Annotated in this window: 26 protein-coding genes, 2 tRNA genes and 3 pseudogenes; 18 read left to right on the top strand and 13 right to left on the bottom strand. The window is 37.7% G+C overall.

Features of this window, described 5'->3' with window-relative positions; translation table 11 throughout:
• Window positions 1–29: 29 nt before the first annotated feature.
• Window positions 30–1490 carry a porin PorA family protein gene (locus DYY66_RS09450; RefSeq protein ID WP_166288562.1) on the bottom strand — a complete coding sequence of 487 codons (1461 nt, stop codon included), beginning with the start codon at window positions 1488–1490 and terminating at the stop codon, window positions 30–32.
• Between the two features lie 172 nt (window positions 1491–1662).
• Here DYY66_RS09450 and DYY66_RS09445 point away from each other — a divergent pair, with 172 nt between their 5' ends.
• The 6 genes and pseudogenes from DYY66_RS09445 (at window position 1663) to DYY66_RS15315 (ending at window position 4660) form a co-directional block, all read left to right on the top strand.
• Entirely contained in the window at window positions 1663–1869 is a 207-nt protein-coding gene (locus tag DYY66_RS09445) for a hypothetical protein (RefSeq protein ID WP_166288559.1), read from the top strand.
• Window positions 1870–1919: 50 nt separating this feature from the next.
• Window positions 1920–2564, top strand: a complete 645-nt coding sequence (locus tag DYY66_RS09440) for a hypothetical protein (RefSeq protein WP_166288556.1) — start codon at window positions 1920–1922, stop codon at window positions 2562–2564.
• Between the two features lie 7 nt (window positions 2565–2571).
• Window positions 2572–2826: pseudogene (locus tag DYY66_RS09435) on the top strand (winged helix-turn-helix domain-containing protein); the annotation flags it as partial.
• 601 nt (window positions 2827–3427) lie between these two features.
• Window positions 3428–3590: pseudogene (locus DYY66_RS09430) on the top strand (L-threonylcarbamoyladenylate synthase); the annotation flags it as partial.
• 6 nt (window positions 3591–3596) lie between these two features.
• Entirely contained in the window at window positions 3597–4142 is a 546-nt protein-coding gene (locus tag DYY66_RS09425) for an L-threonylcarbamoyladenylate synthase (RefSeq protein ID WP_166288665.1), read from the top strand.
• A complete protein-coding gene (locus tag DYY66_RS15315) occupies window positions 4139–4660 on the top strand; it encodes a THUMP domain-containing protein (RefSeq protein WP_166288550.1) in 522 nt (173 codons plus the stop codon). Before DYY66_RS09425 ends, DYY66_RS15315 begins: the two co-directional genes overlap by 4 nt.
• Here DYY66_RS15315 and cgi121 read toward each other — a convergent pair.
• From cgi121 to DYY66_RS09400, 4 genes are all read right to left on the bottom strand, one after another.
• Window positions 4649–5428: a KEOPS complex subunit Cgi121 gene (gene cgi121, locus DYY66_RS09415; protein ID WP_166288547.1), complete on the bottom strand. Its 780-nt coding sequence runs from the start codon at window positions 5426–5428 to the stop codon at window positions 4649–4651. The genes DYY66_RS15315 and cgi121 overlap by 12 nt on opposite strands.
• Window positions 5429–5473: 45 nt before the next feature.
• On the bottom strand, window positions 5474–5731 hold the full coding sequence (locus DYY66_RS09410; RefSeq protein WP_309224000.1) for a hypothetical protein: 258 nt from the start codon (window positions 5729–5731) through the stop codon (window positions 5474–5476).
• Between the two features lie 31 nt (window positions 5732–5762).
• The gene (locus DYY66_RS09405) at window positions 5763–6431 is read right to left on the bottom strand and encodes a TatD family hydrolase (RefSeq protein WP_255496419.1); all 669 of its coding nucleotides are present in this window, start codon (window positions 6429–6431) and stop codon (window positions 5763–5765) included.
• Between the two features lie 20 nt (window positions 6432–6451).
• Window positions 6452–6659 (bottom strand): TatD family hydrolase (locus tag DYY66_RS09400; RefSeq protein WP_178085603.1); only part of this gene is annotated, 208 nt, incomplete at its 3' end.
• A 100-nt stretch (window positions 6660–6759) separates the two neighbouring features.
• Here DYY66_RS09400 and DYY66_RS09395 point away from each other — a divergent pair.
• From DYY66_RS09395 to DYY66_RS09385, 3 genes are all read left to right on the top strand, one after another.
• Window positions 6760–6981 carry a histone family protein gene (locus DYY66_RS09395; RefSeq protein WP_166288541.1) on the top strand — a complete coding sequence of 74 codons (222 nt, stop codon included), beginning with the start codon at window positions 6760–6762 and terminating at the stop codon, window positions 6979–6981.
• Window positions 6982–7022: 41 nt separating this feature from the next.
• Window positions 7023–7094: transfer RNA gene (locus DYY66_RS09390), tRNA-Cys, on the top strand.
• Between the two features lie 57 nt (window positions 7095–7151).
• The gene (locus tag DYY66_RS09385; protein ID WP_166288538.1) at window positions 7152–8906 is read left to right on the top strand and encodes an AIPR family protein; all 1755 of its coding nucleotides are present in this window, start codon (window positions 7152–7154) and stop codon (window positions 8904–8906) included.
• A 317-nt stretch (window positions 8907–9223) separates the two neighbouring features.
• Here DYY66_RS09385 and DYY66_RS09380 read toward each other — a convergent pair whose 3' ends face one another.
• Complete coding sequence (locus DYY66_RS09380; RefSeq protein ID WP_255496418.1) at window positions 9224–9562, bottom strand: YkgJ family cysteine cluster protein; 339 nt, start codon at window positions 9560–9562, stop codon at window positions 9224–9226.
• Window positions 9563–10047: 485 nt separating this feature from the next.
• Here DYY66_RS09380 and DYY66_RS09370 point away from each other — a divergent pair, with 485 nt between their 5' ends.
• The gene (locus DYY66_RS09370; RefSeq protein WP_166288656.1) at window positions 10048–10308 is read left to right on the top strand and encodes a winged helix-turn-helix domain-containing protein; all 261 of its coding nucleotides are present in this window, start codon (window positions 10048–10050) and stop codon (window positions 10306–10308) included.
• A gap of 378 nt (window positions 10309–10686) precedes the next feature.
• On the opposite strand, the gene DYY66_RS09365 is transcribed toward DYY66_RS09370, so the two are convergent.
• Window positions 10687–10760: transfer RNA gene (locus DYY66_RS09365), tRNA-Thr, on the bottom strand.
• Window positions 10761–10813: 53 nt separating this feature from the next.
• Between DYY66_RS09365 and DYY66_RS09360 the strand changes: the two genes are divergently transcribed.
• The 4 genes from DYY66_RS09360 to DYY66_RS09345 are packed head-to-tail and all read left to right on the top strand — an operon-like array spanning window position 10814 to window position 13489.
• A complete protein-coding gene (locus DYY66_RS09360) occupies window positions 10814–12112 on the top strand; it encodes a phosphomannomutase (RefSeq protein ID WP_166288532.1) in 1299 nt (432 codons plus the stop codon).
• The gene (locus tag DYY66_RS09355; protein WP_166288529.1) at window positions 12096–12440 is read left to right on the top strand and encodes an AIR synthase related protein; all 345 of its coding nucleotides are present in this window, start codon (window positions 12096–12098) and stop codon (window positions 12438–12440) included. The genes DYY66_RS09360 and DYY66_RS09355 overlap by 17 nt, the downstream gene beginning before the upstream one ends.
• Window positions 12441–12487: 47 nt before the next feature.
• The gene (locus DYY66_RS09350) at window positions 12488–13054 is read left to right on the top strand and encodes a thiamine-monophosphate kinase (RefSeq protein WP_166288526.1); all 567 of its coding nucleotides are present in this window, start codon (window positions 12488–12490) and stop codon (window positions 13052–13054) included.
• Window positions 13055–13084: 30 nt separating this feature from the next.
• Window positions 13085–13489: a 30S ribosomal protein S11 gene (locus tag DYY66_RS09345; protein ID WP_166288523.1), complete on the top strand. Its 405-nt coding sequence runs from the start codon at window positions 13085–13087 to the stop codon at window positions 13487–13489.
• On the opposite strand, the gene DYY66_RS09340 is transcribed toward DYY66_RS09345, so the two are convergent.
• From DYY66_RS09340 to DYY66_RS14870, 5 genes and pseudogenes are all read right to left on the bottom strand, one after another.
• Window positions 13486–13809 (bottom strand): hypothetical protein, encoded by a 324-nt coding sequence (locus DYY66_RS09340; RefSeq protein ID WP_166288520.1) that lies wholly within the window; start codon window positions 13807–13809, stop codon window positions 13486–13488. The genes DYY66_RS09345 and DYY66_RS09340 overlap by 4 nt on opposite strands.
• 78 nt (window positions 13810–13887) lie before the next feature.
• Window positions 13888–14328: a DNA-binding protein gene (locus tag DYY66_RS09335; RefSeq protein WP_255496414.1), complete on the bottom strand. Its 441-nt coding sequence runs from the start codon at window positions 14326–14328 to the stop codon at window positions 13888–13890.
• A pseudogene (locus tag DYY66_RS09330) lies at window positions 14325–15320 on the bottom strand (RtcB family protein); the annotation flags it as partial. The gene DYY66_RS09335 and the pseudogene DYY66_RS09330, both read right to left, overlap by 4 nt.
• A 1-nt stretch (window position 15321) precedes the next feature.
• Window positions 15322–15652 (bottom strand): RtcB family protein (locus DYY66_RS14875; protein WP_394352627.1); only part of this gene is annotated, 331 nt, incomplete at its 3' end.
• A 177-nt stretch (window positions 15653–15829) separates the two neighbouring features.
• A complete protein-coding gene (locus DYY66_RS14870; protein ID WP_255496413.1) occupies window positions 15830–15961 on the bottom strand; it encodes a hypothetical protein in 132 nt (43 codons plus the stop codon).
• A 95-nt stretch (window positions 15962–16056) separates the two neighbouring features.
• Between DYY66_RS14870 and purB the strand changes: the two genes are divergently transcribed.
• Window positions 16057–17418: an adenylosuccinate lyase gene (gene purB, locus DYY66_RS09325; RefSeq protein WP_166288517.1), complete on the top strand. Its 1362-nt coding sequence runs from the start codon at window positions 16057–16059 to the stop codon at window positions 17416–17418.
• On the opposite strand, the gene DYY66_RS09320 is transcribed toward purB, so the two are convergent.
• Complete coding sequence (locus tag DYY66_RS09320) at window positions 17390–18175, bottom strand: asparagine synthase C-terminal domain-containing protein (RefSeq protein WP_218583698.1); 786 nt, start codon at window positions 18173–18175, stop codon at window positions 17390–17392. The genes purB and DYY66_RS09320 overlap by 29 nt on opposite strands.
• A gap of 55 nt (window positions 18176–18230) precedes the next feature.
• On the opposite strand from DYY66_RS09320, the gene DYY66_RS09315 reads away from it, so the two are divergent.
• The 3 genes from DYY66_RS09315 to DYY66_RS09305 are packed head-to-tail and all read left to right on the top strand — an operon-like array spanning window position 18231 to window position 21704.
• Window positions 18231–18509, top strand: a complete 279-nt coding sequence (locus DYY66_RS09315; RefSeq protein ID WP_166288514.1) for a 4a-hydroxytetrahydrobiopterin dehydratase — start codon at window positions 18231–18233, stop codon at window positions 18507–18509.
• A 54-nt stretch (window positions 18510–18563) separates the two neighbouring features.
• Window positions 18564–19385: a 6-carboxytetrahydropterin synthase gene (locus DYY66_RS09310; protein WP_166288511.1), complete on the top strand. Its 822-nt coding sequence runs from the start codon at window positions 18564–18566 to the stop codon at window positions 19383–19385.
• Window positions 19386–19388: 3 nt separating this feature from the next.
• On the top strand, window positions 19389–21704 hold the full coding sequence (locus DYY66_RS09305; RefSeq protein WP_166288508.1) for a valine--tRNA ligase: 2316 nt from the start codon (window positions 19389–19391) through the stop codon (window positions 21702–21704).
• Window positions 21705–21717 lie beyond the last annotated feature (13 nt).

Raw genomic sequence — 21717 nt, 5'->3', positions numbered from 1 at the left:
TTGGTGTTTTAGAGTTCTTTTGTTTTAGGCTACAGAATGGTAAATGTGGTAGGGTTGTTTTTTACCCAAATTTCTCCTCCGTGACTTTTTATTATCGTATAGCAACTGGCCAACCCTAAACCTGTCCCTCGTTGCTTTGTTGTAAACAAGGGCTCAAATATTTTGGACATGTATTTCTCAGGTATTCCAGGCCCAGAATCAGTTATACTGATTACAGATGCATCAGGTTTGTCTTCTGTAGATATTGTAATCTTACCTGAACCACCCATTGCCTGTATTGAATTTAGTACAAGATTTGACAGTACGATTTCCAGCTGGGTAAGGTCTCCTGTTATAGACATGTCTTGAACAGGAGTTGTAATTTTAATTCCATCTGGAACGGCGATGTCTTCAAGAGCTTGTTTTATCAGAACACTTGAGGAAAATTTTTCAATTTTCAATGGTCTCTCTCTGACAAAATCTAAGACTCCACCAATCTGGTGGTCCATTTTATCTATTGACCTCATCAGTCGTTGTAATCTTTTATTCATATTTTCATCTTGGTTTTGGATAGACATTATGGACACTTCACTTTTGAGTACTGTCAGAGTGTTTCTCAAATCATGAGATATTCTTGCAGACAGGTTTCCTATAGCAGTCATCTTTTCATTCTTTAGTACAATTTCATTTGATTTTTTGAGTTTGTTTCTGAGAATTAGAATCAAGTTTATTCCGATAGTAAGAGAAGCCAAAAGCACTGGCATGACTTTTGTATTATAATTGAAATCAGCAATTTTAGATTTGGCAGTTTCTGAAAGTATAAAGGAAGAATAAGTTGTGGTTTTCTTCCAACCTAGCTCGTTAACAGCGATTGTTTTATTGTCTTTTACCTGATAATCTTTCCAGTTTTTTTCAAACTTGACTAGATCTCCAGTGATGGGTTCAATCCAGAAGGTCGAATTTGTATCAGATAATATTTTCACATTTTCATATTGAGGAAAACTGTTGCTAATGTCTACATTATGTGTAGCTGCTCTGAAAACATATACGTCAAGTCCATTTATCATGTCAGTTTTTTGATATACTAGTGGAGCATCTGCAAAAACCAACGGATGAAGAAAATCATAATTTTGCTTTTGCACTCCAGGTTTGAATGCAAATTGTTTACCAGGCATATTTTTGTAGGTCATACTATATGCGTCAACTTGATAGGACTGTTCAGAATGAAAAACTTCCTTGGTTTCATCCTCGTTTACTCCACTTACTATTGATGAAATTGTTACATAATTTCCATCAATACCAGTCACCTTCTGAATCAGAGATTCTCTCAAGACAAACTGTTGTGATAGATTTCCTCCAACACTGTTTGCAATTTGATCTTCACCCTCCTGTTCTAGATAAACCCGAAAATCACTACGTATCTTCTCAGATTCTGGAACATATACTGCAAACCAGAGCACAACTACTATAACAGTAGACAATATCATAAGAGAGATATTTCTTGGAGTCATCTCGAGAAATTTTATAAAATGCCTATTAAGGTTCTTCTACAATAATCATAATCAATAATTCAAACAATCTTAATTTTTCAAATTAGTAATCACCAAATGGGATAAAACACCAAAAGATGTGAATACACATTGCTTAAGAAAAGATATAGCCGTGTAAGCATCATTATAGATCATGAAAATAAAATGCCCTAAATGTGACAAGATAGCGGAACTGGGAGACGATTTTACATATGTCAAATGTTCAAACTGTTCACTTGACATATCATATGGGGAGTATGTGAAACTTATTGCTTACAAGGATGCAAGGTATTCGGATGTTTTGGGAGATTATGCCAAAGATACTGGCGGTGCTACATCCGGATCTCTTGATGATTGGTAGAAAAAAATCCACTGCAAGACTTATGTAATTTCAAAAGGCAACAATACTAGTTGGAGTTTATAACTTTTGCAGAGTCCACCCTAAATCTACTAGGTTTTGTAGTAGGACTAATTTTAGGAATTTTTGCATATATTGGATTTCGAAATACTGGCAGCCCGACACTTTTTAGATTGAATATTTCTTTTTTTTCAATTGGCATAGGATTTGGAGTTGTAGGATTTGGATATCTGTTTGAGTCTCTTGTTTTGGGTTATACTAGAATAGATACATGGATTCAGACATTGGGTATAGGAATTCAAACTGTAGGATATTTTTTCATAGCATTCTCTCATGGAATAAAATCATTTTTTCCAAAGTCAAGATATTTCAAATCCATTATTGCTCCTCTCTTCATCATACCGGCTAATTCAATTGAGCATATTATAAGGTCAATTTCTTTTATCCTATTGGTATATGGGACAATCGAGACAATACTGTCCTATATGGAAAATAGAAAGAGGAGTACTATTTTCGTAGCTGCAGGGCTCGGATTACTTGCACTTGGCGAGTTCTTAGGATGGTATTCAATTGTATTTCCAAAATCAGTGTTATACTTTATTTCAGTATCTACAAAGATAGTTGGACTGGGAGCACTCTTTGTTCCAATCTCTCAGGTCCCATTGAGAGGAGGGGTAAAATTTGGCAATAACTTATAGAACTCACATGAGCATAATTGGGGACATACTTTCTACTACAAGAGATGAGGTACCGGATGAATCAGGGGCTAGTGTAACATACTTAATTCGAAAGGCAAATGTCTCATATGGCAGACTTTCAAAAATTTTGGATACACTTGTCTCACAAGGCTTGTTAGAGCAAACAAATTCTGAGAGAGCATGCAAATATAGAATCAGTGAAAGAGGTAGAGAGTTCCTTCAAGCATATCGCGGATTCAGAGAATTTGCAGATTCATTTGGGNAAGGCTTGTTAGAGCAAACAAATTCTGAGAGAGCATGCAAGTATAGAATCAGTGAAAGGGGTAGAGAGTTCCTTCAGGCATATCGCGGATTCAGAGAGTTTGCAGATTCGTTCGGATTAAGAATTTAGCCGTCACTTTCATCAGAAATATCTGCTTCATCTTCTTCTACATCATCATCTTCAGGATCATCGTCAAATTCATCTTCAAAATCGTTCTCAAAGCTATCTGACATAACAATCAAACAAAATATTTTCCTATAAAAGACTTACACAGCCCCAATGAAATCATCACCAAAGCTTAGTTGATAGGTCCTACCCAGCCATCGCAAGAAACACAGATTCGCATTNACAATCAAACAAAATATTTTCCTATAAAAGACTTACACAGTCCCAATGAAATCATCGCCAAAGCTTAGTTGGTTGGTCCTACCCAGCCATCGCATGAAACACAGATTCGCATCCCATCGTCATTTACGTAAGTTTCTCCGCCTGGAGGACAGTGACATTGTGGTATCTCATCCATGATGCATATAGTATGCGTATCAATCTTATATCATTTTCATAAAAAGAGATAATTTACTATTAAACACCAAGAAAAATCGTGATTTTACCGTGCAACGATTCAGGGATAAACTCTGCTTATGATATAATACAAAAAGGAGGAATTGTTGTATTTCCTACCGACACGGTATACGGGATAGGCTGCGACCCACGCAACCAAGATGCAGTCAACAAAATATACAAGATAAAAGGTAGGGAGAAAANATGACATAATACAAAAAGGAGGAATCATAGTATTTCCTACCGACACGGTATACGGTATAGGCTGCGACCCTCGCAACCAATACGCAGTCAACAAGATATACAAGATAAAAGGAAGGGAGAAAATAAAACATCTTCCTGTTTTGGCATACTCAAAAAGAGATATTGAAAACATTGTATTCCTTGATGAAACCTCAAAAAAAATAGCAGCCAAGTTTTGGCCAGGTCCTGTTACATTGATTCTCAAAGTAAAAGACAAGAAAATTGAAGAGACACTTGGTTTGAAAGGCAAGATTGCCGTGAGGGTTCCTAACAACCCTTGTGTGCTTGCTCTTTTGGAAAAATGTAGGCTACTCGTAGGCACTAGCGCAAATTTTTCTGGACAGCCATCATTTGGAGACTCTAAAGAATTAACAAGTAAATTTTCAGGCTATGATGTATTACTTGATGGAGGACAGATTACCAACTCTTGCGAGTCTACAATAGTAGAGGTTGTAGACAATGAATTAAAAATAGTAAGAGAGGGAAAAATAAAATTGGAGTCACTAGTGTGAATTTAATTGCAACCTGTAGTAGACATCTTGAAGAAGAGGCCTGTGATGAAATTTCAGACATCATAGAAGAACTCGGGGATGATTCGCCCAGAATAGGAAAATCAAGTTTTTCAGGCATAATTTGGGCAGATACATCAATCGATCCATTTGTGGCCATCAGAGACATCAAAAAGATAATTCTTGACGAACCATGGAGGATGAGATATTGTCATAGATTCATCCCAGTTAGACATACCACTTCTGCCAGCATTGAGAACATAGTAGAGAGTGTAAAAGACCAAGTCAAGATAATGAGTGACTCAGATACCTATAGAATTACAATTGAAAAGAGAGGTTCTGACATTTCCTCAAAAGAATTGATAGGCTCTGTTGCAGATATAATTCCAAACAAGGTATCTCTAGAGTCTTACGATTGGAATGTCATGATTCAGATAATGGGTGGCATCGTAGGTGTTTCAATATTAAAAGAAGATGACATCATAAGCACATTGAAGCTCAAACGAGATTCAATGGAATAGTGTTGCAGATCTTTCTGCCATCAAGTCTTCCAGAGGAGTTTTAGAAAGAACGCAGTCTAGTTCTTTCTGTGTTATCCCAAATTCTTTTTTGATCAGTTTGGAATTATCTTTTGAAAATACACTAGCCTCCAAAAGATCCTCAAGTTCATTGAATAATTTTTCAAGTGATGGCTTTTTGCCAAGTATTACAAGTATAGAGTCAGAGTTTGGTTTTACGCCTACTTTGGATATAGCATCACTAATCTGTCTGGTGCATGCAAATCGCATGAGAATATCAGTCTCGATCTTATTTGAAAGTAGGACATTTGCTTTTTGTGCAGATAAAGAAATTGCAACTATCTTTTTTGCATGTTCCGCGTTAAGAACATACTGAGCTCTCATACCTTGGATGACAAGATTTGAATGTTTTACTCTGAGCGACTCGAGGAATCTAACTGGATCTTTTACAGTTTTCTTGAGCCTTACCAGTTCTACAGATGTATTCATTAGACTAAATTGTACCCTTTTTGATCTTCCTCCATGAACCAGTGGGATTATGCTCACAATGTCGCCATTTTTCAATAGAGTTTCTTTTCCTTGTAGCGCGGACGAATCAACACCATTTACTGCGACAAGAATATTGTTAGAATCAAGCGGAGGCAAGGTTACAGGAATTGATGCTTGAAGATGATCTAATAGACTAGAAATTGACATGGAATCACTTTGAATCTCAAGTTTATCAGATGCAAATGACTTTCTTGCACCTCCCAAGAGCTTGACTGTTATCATAATATCAAAAGAAATACTGGACTATATCGAATTTTTGTAATGTATCTAGTTGAGTATCTGTTCTTCAATCTCTTCAGTCTCATCAACTGATTCACTTTGAGCAGATACCGATTCCTTTTCTTCCTGTTCTTCTAGTTCACGTCTAAGATATGAAGAGATGTAACCAGCGATTTCGTTCTTTAGACCCTTTGATCTTACAACTGCAATTTCATTTAGAACCTTTTTGTTGTGTGCAAAATCAGTATCAAATTTTCCTTTATAAGTAGTCATTAGTTCCGTGGAAATTCGTCTGATTCTATTCACAAGTTGAATGTGCTAAAGGGGTTTTTTATACCTATACACCAAGATACGAATCAGTGTTTCTTTCTGCAACAAGCAACATTTCATCATACGACTTGTTGAGTATGCTCGCTGCACAAAAAAGAACGCTTGGAAGGAATTCTATTTGCGCAGTTTTAAGACCAAAACATCTCGAGAATCTCACAGGTCCATCAGTCTCCAACAATATTTTATCAAGACGTGTTTGTGAAAGAAGAACTTGTTTATCCTCAGAGTATACCATTGCAGGTCCATAGGATACAAAACAGTCAAGTTCCATCGCTTTTTGCAATTGTTTTTTGCTACCAGAAAACCAGTGAAGCAAGACACCTTTTATGGAATATGAAGGAAGTATAGAAAATATTTCATCAAGAGTTCTCCTTGAGTGAATAGATACAGGTTTTCCTAAATTTTCTGCAAGCGAGAGCATATTTTGAAACACTAGCACTTGTCTTGAAAATCCAGCTTCGTCAGAAACATAGGTTTTGTCAAGACCAATCTCACCAATGCCAGATATTTTGTCAGAGTTTTGAGTAACTAGATCTATCATGGCATTTAGATCATCAGCTGCTTTTTCAGGATGGATTCCAATAAAAGGTAGAATCAGTGAGCTTCGTTGACTAAGAACAAGAGTAGATTTTGAGCTTTGATTATCCATTGATACACAACAGGCTCTGATTTTCATTTTATCCATCGCAGTAAGGNCATCTGCTTTTTCAGGATGGATTCCAATAAAGGGCAGAATCAGTGAGCTTCGTTGACTTAGGACAAGAGTAGCTTTTGAGCTTTGATTATCCATGGACACACAACATGCCTTGATTTTCATTTTATCCATCGCAGTAAGTGTGTATTCCACATCATCAGAATATTCATTGTCTGATAGATGTATGTGAGCATCAGTCAGCCAGGCCATTTGTTACATATCAGACCATGAAATAGTGTGTATAAATCGATCCTTGCATAGTTTTTTTCCACTCAAAGTCTTTTATCAAGGGTTTTTGGATTTATGGCATATGGTAACATCCGAATTTGGCCTTTCTGTAATGTACAGAATTTTGAAAAAAGCAGGTGCGGAAAGAGTAAGTGATGAATCTGCCAACGAACTTCGAAGAATACTAGAAGAAATCGGTGTTTCAATTGCAAAAAATGCAATAGAGATGTCAACGCATGCTGGCAGAAAGACGATCAAGTCAGAAGACATCAAGCTTGCTGCAAAGCAATTTTCAAAATTTTAATCTAAAAGATTTAATTGTTCAAGTAAGGCCATTTTGATCGCGGTGAGGTGGCAGAGTGGCTATGCGTTCGCCTGCAAAGCGAATCTATAGGGGTTCAAATCCCTTCCTCACCTTGAATATATCATAATAACCTGGTTTTCTAAATAGGGCAGTTTGTAGACAGAATGAATTTGGCTGAAAGAGGCAACGGATTACTAGAATACATTCCAGGTGCAAAACCTGTCGCATATCAATACACCAACGGTCAGCCACTAGACGGATTTTCACAAAATGTCAAGGACAGCATAAAAGAATATGCGGAAAGCGCACAAAATGAAGTTGAGAAAGGTCACAATTTCTTGCAATGGGTATTGACCAGAGTCTTTGAGGCAACTGAAGATGATGCAACTGACGCAATAATAGATGGAGCAAATGATCTAGGAATAGACGCATATCTTCCAGTGGATTTCTCTGAAGACAAGATCTATCTATTCCAGTCAAAATATGGAACATCGCATTCAATTGAAGCCATTGCAAAATTCAAAGAAGATGTCAAGAGATTACAGGGAAAAGATATTGCCAAAATGCGCCCAGAACTTGCCCACCTAGTTACAAAGATTCAAGAGAAAAATCTCAAGATAGAATGCATCTATGTGACAGACCAGAAGGTAGAGGACGAGAGCTTTGATTCAGTTGAGATATACGATGTCGATGTAATAATACAGAAACTTTGGGACAGGATAAAAAAACCGGCAGCAGGCAAAAAAGCCCCCATCAAACTTGAAACTAAACTAAGATACCAGAATACGCTTCTTGGAATTTTAAAGCTAAGAGAGCTTACCAATTTTGTTACAAAGAACAAAGACTATGTTTTTGAATCAAACATCAGACAATGGATGCAGTTCAAGACTACAGTAAACAAGGGGCTAAGGGAGACTTTGCAAGAGGTGCCTCACAAGTTTTTCTATTATAACAACGGCATAACAATAGTAGTAAGCGATTTTGAAGAGTTGGAGGACAACTCCATAATGTTACACTCACCTCAGATAGTAAACGGTGCACAGACATCTAACTCGGTATTAGATCATGCAAGACGTACACATAATTTGGATGGAAGTATAACAGTCACAATCATCAAGGCAGCAGATGAACTTGATCAAAACAACATTACAAAATACAGAAACTCGCAGAATGCAGTACGCGGAAAAGATTTGGTATCATTGATGGATTTTCACAAATCACTAAAATCACAAATGGAAAATATCCACTATTTTTATGAGATCCAGGGCGGTTCATTTGACACCAAGACAAAGTCTCACCAAAGTGAGTTTGTTGGAGATGTAATTTACAACAAGTACTTGCCTGACAACCATAAAAAAGTAATAGTGGCAAAAGATGCCATACAGGCTTTTGTTGCAGGAATAGAACAAAGACCTACAGAGGCATACAGTTCTCCTGCACAGTTCTTGCCAAGAGGTAGCAAGTATGACGAGGTCTTCAATGAAAAATTAAAGGACGATTACAGGTTACTTCTTTATCCATATTGTGTTAAGGAATATGCAAAAAGGAATCTAAACTATGGAAAGAAAGGAGGCCACAAGACAAAAAGATATGCAACCTTGTTCTTTGTTTCAGTCTACTTTAAGATCCTGCATGAAAAGATCCTGTTTACAAAAGACGACTTTAAAGAAGACATATCAAAGCTAGAGCCCATATTCAAGAGCGTCAAGCTAAACCAGCGCATACTCAAGTTAACAGATACTGTTGTCACCAAGTTCCTAGAGGATACGGTTGTAGACGATGAGATGACCGCTGCAAATACCTACCACAATTTCTTCTCTCATCACGTATGGCAGGATTCAATGGTTCGTGTAATAGAGAAGAAAATAAAGCAAGAGGAAGAAGAAATAATCAGCATCCAAAAAGTAGTCCAAGATCTTTTTTAGAAATTTAATTCAATCGCGGCAGAACGATGACTGATAGGTTCTCTTGCAGGAGGTCCACATTAGCCATCTGTCCTACCGCTGTTTTATTCTATACCGGCTAGTATTTAATATGGTTTTTACGAACATGATTTTTATAACGAACTGGATCGAATGTTATCTGAATGGTAGAAACACAGCAATGTGCAATATGCAAAGGTCCTCTGGATCATGTTTATGTCCCGATGGAATCCTGGAACATAAAGGGCCAGCTGTGCAGTAAATGTTACTCTAAAAAAATTGCAGAACATTACCCAGGCGGTCACGAAAGAGTAAACAAGTCAGACTAGAAACCAGCCAGTTTTGATAAGATCTTTGTCTTTAGATTCTCCTATTCCAGTAGCATAGCGCCAGATGTATCGCGCTTTGGTATCCATCTTTTTCTGTATCTGGATCAAAGACTCTAATTCAGAATTTACATTTCCTGATGGAGTTCCGCAGTTTTCACAAAACTTGCATTTTGGATCAAGGCTGATTGGCACAGACTGGATTACAGGATATGCCCTACATGCAAGGGGTCGATTTTCATAGATTTTACAGGCATATCCACCATGTGGCGATCTTTTACTTGACTCGGTATCAAGAAATGGGCACGTATTACCATCAGATTCTCTCCCCATCATCTGATATGCAAGTATTGTCTGAGGTTCTTCAGATTCTACTTCGGATACACCTATCCTAGGCAAGACGGTTACATTGAGGCCATTTTTTTCTGCCAGNCATTAGATTCTCTTCCCATCATCTGATAAGCAAGTATTGTTTGAGGTTCTTCAGATTCTACTTCAGATACACCTATCCTAGGCAAGACCATTACATTGAGTCCATTTTTTTCTGCCAAGGACTCTATCTGTTTTTTTTCATCAGGCATTACAAGTACGCCAATCTTGCCAAACTTTATTGTGGGATAGTATTCTCTTTCAATACAACACTTGGCGCATTCCTTTACACAGGAAAAATCCAATGACTAGTACTCTTAAAAAAAGGATAAATCTCCTTTTATCGAGGCAAGATCGGATACCTATAAGGTTTACAGAGGAGATAAATAGTAATACCCTTATATCAGCAAACCCAATACTTGCTAACAATGGTAGTATATAGAACAAGCATGCAGATAGTAAGAGATTTGCTTACTGTAACAGAAGAGAGCGGCATGAACGGCATTAACGTAACATCACTTCTAACCAAGGCAAACTTATCACATTCAAGACTTTCAAAATTCATCGACAACCTAACCGGTGCAGGCCTAATGAACAAGATAGAATTCGACGGCAAGAACACATTTGTCATAACTACAAAGGGTAAGCAATATCTGGAAACATACGAAAGATTCCAGAATCTAGCAGACTCTTTCGGCTTAGATCTCTAAACTTCCCACTTTTCCATTATTTTCATTTTATAGAAATTATATAACATTTTTGAAAAATTTTTAAAAGTTTGATAAATAATTTTTCATAATATTTTCAAGTTAGTGTAGTTACAAATTTGTTGTAAACAACTCTTTGGACAAACCAAATGGTAGAGAATTTAGATCAAACAGTTGGTTTTGCGGATCAGCGATTGACGAACCGACAGATCTATAAAGGTGTACTTTGGTTTATGAAAAGGGGAGTAATTGTGGGAGAGACATTAGTATGGTGGAAGGGACTTGCAAAAGAACTCGAACTAGACATAGAATCCCTTGATGAAAGAACAGACGAAAACAGACTTTAGAATTAATCAGTATCACAATTTTATAACATAATAAAGCCTCGAGTGGGATTCGATCCCACGGCCTAACGCTTACGAGGCGTTCGCTCTACCAGGCTGAGCTATCGAGGCAGTGGTTCGCAATGTAATCAGAGTTTATAAAAAGCCTTTGCGTTTTTGATTTATTGAAAGTCTCAATTTCTGGAGTTCGTGGGATTTTTGGCAACGACCTCAATATTGAGGACGTAATCTATTACTGTAGAAACTTTTCGTATCTTGCCAAGTCAAGAAAGTGTGTAGTAGGAAGAGATACACGACCATCAGGCGAGATAGTAACTAATGTTGCAATTGCCTCACTCTTAGAGAGAGGAATCTCAGTTTACAATCTTGGCATATCTCCTACCCCGGTGATATTCAGAGAAGCAAGAAAATATGGAAGCGGCCTTATCATTACATCTTCACATAACCCATTAGAATGGAACGGCCTCAAGTTCATCCTAGACGGAAGAGGCATTAATGAATCAGAACTAGAATATCTGGAAAAAAAGGACAAGTTTCAAAGAGAGAAAATTGGTACTGAAACACAGGTTAATTCAGACTACATAGATCAGGCTGTAAAAGTAATTGGAGATATAAAAAAATCATCTAAAATAGCAATTGACGTGGGCGGTGGTGCAGCGTTTGATGTTGCCCCAAAGTTACTAAAAAAATTAGGTTGCAAGGTAAGTGTGATCAATGGCACACCGGGCAAATCAACGCGAGGTCCAGATCCTACAAACGATCAATTATCAGGACTTGTTCAAGCATCAAAAAAATCAAGCATTGGTTTTGCTTTTGATCTAGATGGTGACAGACTAGTAGTAGTACGAAACGGAAAAAAACAATCTCCAGACATAACACTAGGTCTTGGCGTAGCAGGTGCACTTGAAAAAGGTTACAAAAAATTTGTTCTCAGTATAGATACCAGTGTTGCGATTGAGAAGTTTATCAAAAATGAAGGAGGACAAGTCAATAGATCAAAAGTTGGAGAAGCAAATGTTGTAGACTTGATGTTAAAAACTAAATCTCAAGCTGGAGGAGAAGGAAGTAGCGCTGGATTTATTTTGCCAGAGTTTAACATGTGTAGAGATGGTCTTCTTACAAGTGGACTAATTGCATCAATGGTTGGAACAAAACAGTTCGATGAAATAAACAAATTCATGGAAGGATATCATCAGGTGCGAACCAAAGTAAGTGTAGATTCTAAATTCCATAAAAAAACACTTCAAACATTTTTGAAAAAGATGAGAAAGCAATCAAGTCAAATCATAACAATTGATGGAATAAAATCCATAATAGATGAGGATAGTTGGGTTCTTGTAAGACAGTCAAATACTGAACACATCATCAGGGTCTCTGCAGAGTCAAATGACTTGAATAAAGCTAAAACAATAGAAAAACAGGTCAGCAAGATGGTTAAACAAAGCTATGAAGAATCCAGATGAGGTAAAGGTAATCAGGACATTTCAAAATAGATTTGGGAGAAAATCCAAGTTTCAAGCCGACGACATTGAAGTTGTAAAGATAGGAAATAGCAAATTTGTTGTAAAATCAGACATGCTGGTTCAGAGTACGGATGTACCTGCAGGGATGAAACTTGACGAGATTTCAAGGAAAAGTTTGGTTTCATGTGTCAGCGACTTTGCATGTAAAGGAATCAAGCCCAGATTTTGCACCATAGCAATAGCAATACCTCATGGTTTTACGCAGAAAATGGTCAACAAATTAGCAGACGGCTTTCTTAGATCCTCCAAAGAATTTGGCTTGCCATAATTGGTGGAGACACAAACGAGGGAAAGGAACTGGTCATCGAGGTATCCATGTTTGGCCCAAGCAGCAAAAAAATACCATCAAGGGGAGATGCAAGAGTCGGAGATATCATAATGACATCTGGACCTTTTGGTTATTCTTCAGCAGGATTGAAGCTTGTTTTGGAGGGTTGTAAGACAGACTCCCAGTCTGCAAAGATATTCAGAAAAGCAATTTTTAGACCCTATCCCAGATTGGCTTTTGGGTTAAAGGCTGCCAGATACTTTTCTTCATCAATGGATTCTAGTGATGGACTTGCCATAACACTTGATGACATGAGTAAGCAGAGCAAAAAGAAATTTGTGATAACTAGTCTGCCCACAGTGAATGATATAGTCAAATTTGCACATCAAAATAAAATGAATTTGAAAGATCTAGTCTTTTGTGGTGGTGAAGAATATGAAATCGTGTTCACAATACAACCAGGAGATTTGAACAAGGTAAAAAGAGTGGCAAAAAAGACCAACACGCCACTGTTTGAGATAGGTCATGTGGCCAATGGAAAAAATGTGGTTCTAGTTGACAATGGCAGATCCAAGGTCGTCAAGCGATGTGGCTGGACACACCTAAGATCCTAATGTTTTTTAAACCCGTTAAAGAGTCTTGAAATGTTGTCCACACAAGAAACTAAGGAAAAATGGGGTATAGCTCACATTTTCAGTAGTTTCAACAATACCATAGTTCACATCACAGATGTTTCAGGTGCAGAGACTGTGGCAATTAGTTCCGGTGGACGACATGTCAATGCAGACAGATACGAGTCATCTCCTTATGCAGCAATGAAGTCAACTGCAGCAGTAGTAGAAGCAGCACACGACAAGGGCTTTACAGGTCTTCACATAAGAGTAAGAGCAGTAGGTGGAGTCGGTTCACGTGTTCCAGGCCCAGGTGCACAAGCAGCAATTAGAGCACTAGCAAGAGGCGGATTTAAGATTGGAAGAATTGATGATGTAACACCAATCCCTCATGATACCACTAGAAAGAAGGGTGGTAAAAGAGGAAGAAGAGTCTAAGCATCTACCAGTTTAACTTTTACTTTAGCATTTTTGCTTTCAAAGAAATTTGTCATGAAAGTGACAAATTTTTGTTCAATTTTTTTTCCCTTGGTTTTTGCAATTTGATCTCCTAGTTTGAGTTCCATCCCAGAAAGTAATTCTATTTTTATCAATACTTTGAAAAATGCCCATCCGAATCTCTCCATTGGATTACTTACCAGAAATCCTTCCTTGATACCACAAAGAGATTGTAATTCATCCATGGCAGTTACAACAATCTCTCTATCAATTTCATATTTTGTTGTCGCAATCTCAAGTATAGTAGCTCTACCGTGCATAAACAACCATCCAACATGATGCACAAATAATAAACTTACTAGAGTAGAATACCAGAAATTGTTTGCACTTGATAATTGTTAGACAGTTCCACTGGAATTATCAGAAGATTCAGGCTCTGATATTGATTTTGCCTCACCTTTTAGTTTGTCAGACCAAGATACCATCTTTCCATCTTGCTCAACATTTATGGTAGTTTGTATCCTTACGTGAATTCCGACAGACCTAAACAATGTCAATAATTTTCCCCCATCAATAATTTCAGTAACCTCTCCACCTTGGATAAGCTCTGCAAGTTTTTCTATTACAACCTTGGTCTCATTTGGAAACTGAGATTCTGCATTCTGAAGCACTTCTTCTCCCCTATATCCAAGTTGTTTGAGAACAATGTCTCTAGGAGAGACCTTTTGGGTCGAAGGTTGCGGTTTTTCATCAACTCGCTGCCTTTGTGAGATATTTTTTTGCATCTCAAGCATCCTTTTTGCCTTGAGAAGTTCTAGTTCTTTGTCTTCCTCAGTCAACCCTTGATTACCCCAATTGGAACAAGCTTGGCTACTTTTGTAGCGATTCCAAGTTCATGAGATACATTTGCCACAGCATCAACGTCTTTGTATGCCTCAGGCGTTTCTTCTACCACGCCCTCTCGTGTGAGAGCTTTTATGAAAATTCCTTTATCCCCTAATGATTTTTGCACTTGACCTTCTGTGAAATTTCTTCTTGCAGCAGATCTTGACATCATTCTACCAGCACCATGAGCAGTAGAACCAAAGCTCAAATCCATAGAGCCTGGTTTTCCAAGTAAGATCCAGCTACCAGTACCCATAGAACCTGGTATGAAGACAGGTTGACCAATATCACGATATTTTCTTGGAATCTCTTCTCGTCCTTGTGGGAATGCTCTTGTTGCACCCTTTCTATGAACTACAACGGATCGTAGTTCACCATCAATTTTGTGTTTTTCAACTTTGGCGATATTATGAGCAACATCATAGATTAATTTCATGTCAAGATCAGATTCTGTTTGTTTGAAGACTCTTTCGAAGGCCTTTCTTGTCCAGTGTGTGATCATCTGTCTGTTACTCCATGCATAATTTAATGCAGCAAACATTGCTTTTCGATATGATTCTCCTTCTTCTGAAGAATTTGGAACACATGCAAGTTCTCGGTCTACTAGATTTATTTTATATTTTGAAAGCGCTTGCTCTGATACTCGCAGATAATCACTACATACTTGGTGTCCAAAACCTCTTGAACCACAATGAATCAATACAGTAATTTGTCCTTCATTGAAGATCCCCATCTTCTTAGCAGCTTCTTTATCATGGATCTGGTCAACACGTTGTACCTCAAGAAAATGATTTCCAGAACCAAGGCTTCCTAGTTGTGGCGCACCTCGTTTTCGTGCAGTAGGAGATATTTTTCCAGGATCAGCATTTTTTATTTGCCCGTTTTCTTCACACACATCAGCATCATCTTTTGAACCATAACCGTGATCAACTGCCCATTGAACTCCNGTACCTCATCAAGATCAGATGAGGATAATTTTACAGCACCTTTAGATCCTACTCCAGACGGAATAGATGTGAATAATTCCGTAACAAGATCTCTAAGTCTTGGTCTGACATCATTTTCTGTAAGATTTGTCTTGATTAGCCTTACACCACAGTTGATATCATAGCCTACACCTCCCGGACTTATCATTCCGTTTTCCGCGTCCATTGCAGCTACTCCCCCAACAGGAAATCCATAACCCTCGTGACCGTCTGGAAGAACCACAACATGTTTTAGCACTCCAGGTATAGTTGATACATTTACTGCTTGTTGGATTGTCCTATCTGTAAGCATTTTTTGTAATAATTTTTCATCAGCGTAAATTGTCACTGGAACTTTCATACCCTTTGATGGATCAGCTTCAATGCGATACTCCATCTCACGTATTTTCTTTGGAATTAGTGATGACATTGCTTTCTGCGAAAAAAGGTATTTCTACACAATTTAAATCATGAGTATGCTATTGGTCAATCACTTGATCAGTTTGGCAGTATGTCGATACAGATCATGTAATGCTTTACCATCAAGTAAGACGGTATCATCACGTTGATCATCAGAAACTTTGTTTTCTAGGTTTTTGTCTGGTTTCTTGTCGGAGCTCATAGATTTGTTCTATCCACCAAGTATAGAAAAAAGTGTCGATTTACATCCAAATTCATACAAGTAGATTTATTTTCCTTGATCAACTGATCCAAGATATGGCAATTCTTCCAATCGATGGAGGCCGTTATGGTACTGCCGAGATGAAGGAGATTTTTGACGATCAAAAAAAGATAACATATCAACTAGACATAGAGGCAGCAGTTGCCTTGTCTCAATCAGAGATAAACATGATTCCAAAGGATGCAGCCTTGAACATATCAAAGATGGCAAGGTCTGGAAAGATTTCAGTAAAGAGAGTAAAACAGTTAGAAGCAAAAAGTGATCACGATACAGCAGCTCTGGTAGAAGCTCTAAGCGAAATTTGTAAACCATCTGCAAAACCTTGGATACACTATGGTTTGACTAGCAATGATCTAGTTGATACAAGTAATTCATTACAGATTCGCGATACTTTACGAATCATAAGGCCAAAGGTCGCAAGATTGGCTATCATTTTAGCAGACCAAGCAGTCAAGTACAAGAAACTACCAGCAGTCGGAAGAACCCATGGCCAGCATGCAAGCATCATTTCATTTGGTCTAAAGTTTGCAAACTGGGCACTTGAAATGTCAAGCCATGTGGAAAGAATTGAAGAATTAAAGAAAAGAGCTCTTATCTGTAAAACACTTGGTGTTGTTGGAACAGGTTCTCTTATGGGTGCAAAAGCTTTGGAGGTGCAAAAAAGAGTTGCAAAGAAGCTAGAATTGTACCCAGCAGATGTCACCACTCAAATAATTGCACGTGAAAGATATACAGAATTTATTTTCGACATGGCATTGATAGGATCTACACTTGAAAAAATGGCAGTAGAGATTCGCAACTTGCAGAGAACCGAGATAGCAGAGGTTGCAGAATCTTTCAAGAAGGGACAAATGGGAAGTAGTGCAGTTCCAGTAAAGAGAAATCCAGTAAAAAGCGAACGGGTAACATCGCTTTCAAAATTGTTGCGTAGTCAGATATCAGTGGCCTTTGAGAACATTCCTTTGTGGCATGAAAGAGACTTGACAAACTCTGCAAATGAGAGATTCATCCTTCCTACTAGTGCAATCTTACTTGATGAGATGCTTGAGACCATGACAAGAATCATCAAATCTCTATTTGTAAACGAGGAAAAAATACGAAAGAATCTTGAAATCACAAGAGGTCAAATATTTGCAGAATTTGTTCTTGATGCATTAATACAGAAAGGTGTCCCAAGATTTGAGGCATATCGAGACATACAACGAGTAGCATTTGCATCTTCAGAGGACGAGACAGACTTTAGAGAGGCAGTTAGAAATGACAAGGCATTCTCATCTCATTTGACTGATAAAGAAATAGACAGAATCTTTGTTCCAGAAAACCACCTAGGTGCATCATTAGACATAATAAAGAATGTATCAAACAAAGTCAGAAATTCATGTTCCAAGTTTTCTTGACTTTTAACAGATTTTTGTGAATCAGAGAACCATATTGCATTGCTTTTTTGAGTTTTAGTGCAGACTCTTCTGGAACTCCAATTGATATTGCAAGTTTTCTAACAATGTGTTTTCTGACAAGATCATCCTTGTCTTTTATTTTGTATTCCAATGGAATGTTTTTTGCAAATTCTACAAACTTTTCAGATAAGAATGGTTGTACTATTTTTACTCCAAACTCAGATGTGATTTTGTTCACTGCCTTCATCATTCTTGTCTCATTGTCTAGTTTATCCTTCATCATCTCAAGAACTATATCATTTCCTTCGGAGATTGAATCTCTGTAAGCGTTATACCCACAGAAGAGCTCATCTATGCCATTTGCAGTAATCACTTGGTCAATTTTGTGTGTTTTTGCAAGTTTTGCCACATAATAAAATGCAATACAGTTTTCATTCCAGGATAAATTATCCACATTGATTGTATCCCAGATCTTTCTTGCTGCATCTGAAAATGTTTTCTCGGAAATTATTTCCACTTCATGATTCATACCAAGAACTTTTGCCATTTTTGTTGAAAACTCAATATCATGAGAATCCTCAAAACCCATTGTGAGAAGCAATACATCATAACCTAGATCTTGGCAAATTTTTGCCAAGAGGCAGCTATCAACTCCACCAGAAAATGACACGCCCATCTTTGAGTCCTTTACTCTTTCAATGGCCTGAATCATTTGTGTGTGTAATTCTTTTTCAAGTTCGGATATTGCAGTTACCATTTTTACATTAGACTCACTTTGAGAGTTAAATATAGGATTCTGTAAAAGTAAGAGAATGCACAAGTTATCAGAAGAGCAGATCAAGGCAGAATTGCAAGGATTACAAGGATGGAGTGTAGTAAATGGAAAACTACACAAAGATTTCGTATTTGATGACTTTATCGGAGCTTTTGGTTTTATGTGCAAAGCTGCAATACACATAGAAAAGATGAATCACCATCCGGAATGGTTTAACGTATACAACAAGATTGCAATAGACTTGGTGACTCATGATGCAGGAGGCATAACACAGAACGATGTATCCCTTGCAAGAACTCTAAACTCATTGAAATAGCATTGTCATAACACCTGTACAGAATTTATATACGGATTGAGCAGAATTTTTCAAATGTCAACAGGCTCTACAATTCTAGATTCGGATTTTAAGTACATTGACGGCAAAGGAAATCTTTTGAAAAGTAGAACCGAGCTCTCAATAGCACAGATGCTAGAATTTTTACAAATGGAATACCAGTATGATTATCCTATAACTCTAAAAAATGGAAAGAAGGTAAATGTTGATTTTAAGACAGACAAGGGCTTGATTGAAGTAATAGATACCGAAATAGATATTGCAAAATACAAAGAACTCAAAGCAGAACTATCAGATGTCAAGATAATCGCATTAGGACATCCAAAATTTGCAGCAAGACTATCAGAATTACAAGACATCATCTTATACAAGACCCAGGAAGTACAGACAGGTTCCATATTCATGGAGGATCCTTCGTTTGCATTTGATTATGCGCACATACTTCCATTAGTAGAAAAATGTTCAATTCTGCATGGACATACATCGTCTGTAACCGTAGAACTGGTTGGACAGATGAAGAATAATCTATTGATGGACTTTGGAGAAGCAAAGAAGATAATCAAGGAAGTCATCTCAGTGTTGGATCATAAATTTTTCATCAACGAGAGATATTTAATCAAAGAAGATGGTGAGCATTACAATATTGGGTTTGACGGTCCAAAGGGAAGATTTGATCTCCAAGTACCAAAGAACACAACCTATCTTTTGAGGGGAGAGGCAACTGTTGAAAACTTGTCAACAGAATTAATCAAACTGCTTGTTCCAAAGATGCCAAAAAATATTGAAGCTGTAGGAGTCTACATTTATGAGGGCTACAACAAGGGGGCTCATATCATTTCACAAATCTCAAAGATCTAAGACATGGAACCAACTATCAAGGAAACTGCTTGGAATCCTGAGATTGAAAAACAAATTCTAAAACAGTGGGAAGAGTCACGCATCTACGATTTCAAACCAGAAGGAGACGTATTTGTAATTGATACACCTCCGCCATATCCATCAGGTAGACCATGGCACATTGGTGCAGCATCACATTATGCCCAGATAGACATGATTGCAAGAACTGCAAGAATGTTTGGAAAAAAAGTCCTATTTCCAATAGGAATTGACAGAAATGGTCTTCCTGTCGAGATGTATACAGAAAAAAAACACGGAATCAGGATGCATGAGACAGAAAGGGGAGAATTTCTCAAGCTTTGTGCTACAGCATTAGACGATTTAGAGGCAGAGATGATACAAATTATGAAAAGTCTTGGCCTCAGTGGAAACTTTGCAGAATATTACAGAACAGACTCTGAGAAATATCGTACGCTAACACAATCTACATTCATTGAGATGTGGAAAAAGGAACAGATCTATCTTGCAAATAGACCCAACAACTATGATTGGGTAACAGGAACTACCATAGCAGATGCCGAGATAATCTATGAAGATATTCCTACCAAGCTAGTTCACATGAAATTCAAGGTAAAAGAATCTGAAAAAACCATAATCATTGCAAGTACTAGACCAGAATTGTTATGTGCATGCCAGACAGTGATCGTAAATCCAGAAGATGAACGATATACAGACGTCATTGGTAAAAAGGTAACAATTCCACTGATAAACAGAGACGTAGAGATCAAGACACACCTTTCTGCTGAAAAAGAATTTGGTTCGGGTGCAGTGATGGTTTGTAGTTATGGTGACCAAAATGATGTTGCATTATTCCGAGAACTCAAACTAGAAGAGATTGCAGCAGTTGGAATGAATGGTAGAATGAAAGATGTTGCAGGACCCTATGCAGGTCTAAAAGTGAAACAGGCAAGAGAGAAGATCATAGAAGATTTGCAAAATCAAGGTCTTGTAGAAAAAATAGAAAACATCAACCACCGAACTCCAATATCTGAGAGAAGCAAGACTGCAATTGAAATTATTTCCATGGAAGAATATTATCTAAAACAAAAAGACTCTGTAGATAAAATAAAGGAACTCGGTACAAAAATAGACTTTCATCCTCCAATGCACAAGCAGATTTTGATGAACTGGCTAGAGTCAATCTCGATTGATTGGCCAATCTCAAGAAGGAGGTTTTATGGAACCGAGATACCTATCTGGTACTGTAAAAAGTGCAACGAGCCACACGTACCAGAACCTGGAAAATATTATAGACCTTGGAAGGACCCAAGCCCCATACCAAAGTGTACCAAGTGTGATTCGACAGAATTTGTAGGAGAACAACGCACCTTTGACACCTGGATGGACTCTAGTGTATCACCACTTTACATCACCAAATACAAGCAAGATGAAGAATTTTTCAAAAAAACATATCCTACCACCATAAGACCCCAGTCAAAAGACATCGTCCGCACATGGTTATACTATACAATACTACGATGTGAACAGCTCACTGGCAAGACCCCATGGAATGACGCATGGATAATGGGATATGGTGTAGACGAACACGGTACCAAGATGAGCAAAAGCAAGGGAAATGTAATTGATCCTTTACCAGTCATACAAAAATTTGGAGCAGATACGTTCCGATTCTGGAGTGCAAGCGAGATAAATCTAGGATATGATTTTAGATGCTCTGAGCAAAAGATAGAGACAACTAAAAAATTCCTAAGCAAACTTTGGAATGTTTCAAGATTTCTTTCTGGATTTTCAGTGATAAAATCTGGAAAGCCCAGTCCTTCTGACAAGTGGATATTATCTGAGCTTGACAAGGTAATTGCAGAATGCAAGAAAGGGTACAGTGAATACAACTTTTTTGTTCCAGCTACTGCGCTAAGAGAATTTACTTGGAATCTTTTTGCTGCACACTATATTGAAATAGTAAAGGGAAGAGCATACAGTTCAGGATTTACAGAAGAAGAGCGAGACGGAGCAATATTTACACTTCACAAGGTCTTGTCGTCAGTTTTGATACTGCTTGCACCAATTACGCCTTTTATCACAGATTACCTCTGGCAGAATCTTTATTCTAAAAATACTGTACATCACGAAAAGTTTGTAGAACCTGAAGGTCATGAGGACTGGACAAGCCACACAAAGGAAATAACTGAATTCAATTCCGAAGTATGGAACAAGAAAAAGAGTATGAACCTATCACTAAAAGATACGATAGAGATTGCAATTCCTGCAAGCCTGGAGCCATTTGCAAAAGACCTCAAAGCTATGCACAACATAGTTTAGGGAACAAATATAC

Origin of the sequence: Candidatus Nitrosotalea sp. FS (genome assembly GCF_011319475.1) — an archaeon.
In the GTDB taxonomy this organism is placed as follows: domain Archaea; phylum Thermoproteota; class Nitrososphaeria; order Nitrososphaerales; family Nitrosopumilaceae; genus Nitrosotalea.
This window is presented reverse-complemented; position numbering and strand designations above follow the sequence as displayed.